The sequence below is a fragment of the Aurantimonas manganoxydans SI85-9A1 genome, from assembly GCF_000153465.1.
Classification (GTDB): Bacteria; Pseudomonadota; Alphaproteobacteria; order Rhizobiales; family Rhizobiaceae; genus Aurantimonas; species Aurantimonas manganoxydans.
The window spans coordinates 1-1,137 of sequence record NZ_AAPJ01000028.1; the positions used below are offsets into that span (position 1 = coordinate 1).

Annotated in this window: 2 protein-coding genes and 1 pseudogene; all 3 read right to left on the reverse strand. The window is 65.1% G+C overall.

The annotated features are described in order from the left end of the window. On the reverse strand, positions 1 to 487 hold a 487-nt coding region (locus SI859A1_RS00220; RefSeq protein WP_244400829.1), incomplete at its 3' end, for a YdcF family protein. Next, positions 429 to 674 (reverse strand): annotated as a pseudogene (locus tag SI859A1_RS20610) (transposase); the annotation flags it as partial. The gene SI859A1_RS00220 and the pseudogene SI859A1_RS20610, both read right to left, overlap by 59 nt. A 15-nt stretch (positions 675 to 689) precedes the next feature. Next, complete coding sequence (locus SI859A1_RS00225; RefSeq protein ID WP_009207882.1) at positions 690 to 1,052, reverse strand: hypothetical protein; 363 nt, start codon at positions 1,050 to 1,052, stop codon at positions 690 to 692. Positions 1,053 to 1,137: the final 85 nt, after the last annotated feature.

Genomic DNA, 1,137 nt, shown 5'->3' on the forward strand with positions numbered 1-1,137 from the left:
GGTTGCGGGTCGTCGTGCTGGAGGGTCGCCACAGCGCCGGCCCCGACGGCGTGCGGTAATCGACCGGATAGGGGACGATGTCGAAGCCGGCGACGCGGAAGCAGCCGACGGCACGCGGCATGTGCGACGCCGAGGTGACCAGCACCCACACCTCGCCCGGCTTCGGCTGCGCAAGCTCCTTGGCGAAGACGGCGTTCTCGAAGGTGTCGCGCGCCCGCCCGTCGAGAAGTAGGCGGTCCGGCGCGAGCCCCAGCCCCCTGTAGAGCGCCTCGGCGGCCTCGGTCTCGGGAATGTCCTCTTCCAGAAGCGCCGCGACGCCGCCGCTGAACAGCAGCTTCGCCTTCGGATAGCGCTGTGCCAGTTCCATGCCCGCCGTAACCCGGTCGGCAGCGTCATTCAGCTCGTTCATGCCCCGCGTGCGCGCCACCCGCGTGTCGAAGGCTCCGCCGAGGACGATGATCCCGTTCCTCGCTCGTCTGTCCAGCACGACCGCCCTGATCACGCTCGGCCTGCTGCACCCACTTGCGCAGCGTCTCGCCTGAGCAGCCGATCTTGGCCGCAATGGATGAAATCGCCTCCCACCGGGAAGCGTGATCAGCTCGATGCTCTCGCACCATTCGGACAGCCCGCTCACGAACCTCTGGCGAATATCTCTTCGATGTCGATTTTGTCATGATGACCCCATTCTCTCAGGAAATGAGGTCTCCGGAAAACCCGGCGCGGTTCATTGTGATGGCGAGGAGCCGGAAGGTTGGGCTCCAAAGCCGCAATCCACCCAGATTGTCGATCCGCAGGCCCGTGGCGAACAGGACGACGATCACGACCAACTCTGCCGCGATCTCCCAGATCGCTGGATTCTGCGTGGGGTCGATCCCATTGACGATGTCGGGAAACAGCAGTGAACCCACCATGCCGCAGGCCATGAGAAGCGCCGTTGCAGCAGGCGGCCGCCTCACAAGCAGATGGGGTACCCAGTACGAGACGAGCAAACTCGATCCCAGCGCCACGAGCAGGACGTGGTAGGCGTCAAAGCCGAACCGGGCATCTTCCATGGAGAGACACTTTCATGAGCTGACCGGAACGCCTACGCAGTGCGGGCCTTGATGTCGGGCAGCGCCGCACGCGCCGCCGCTGTAC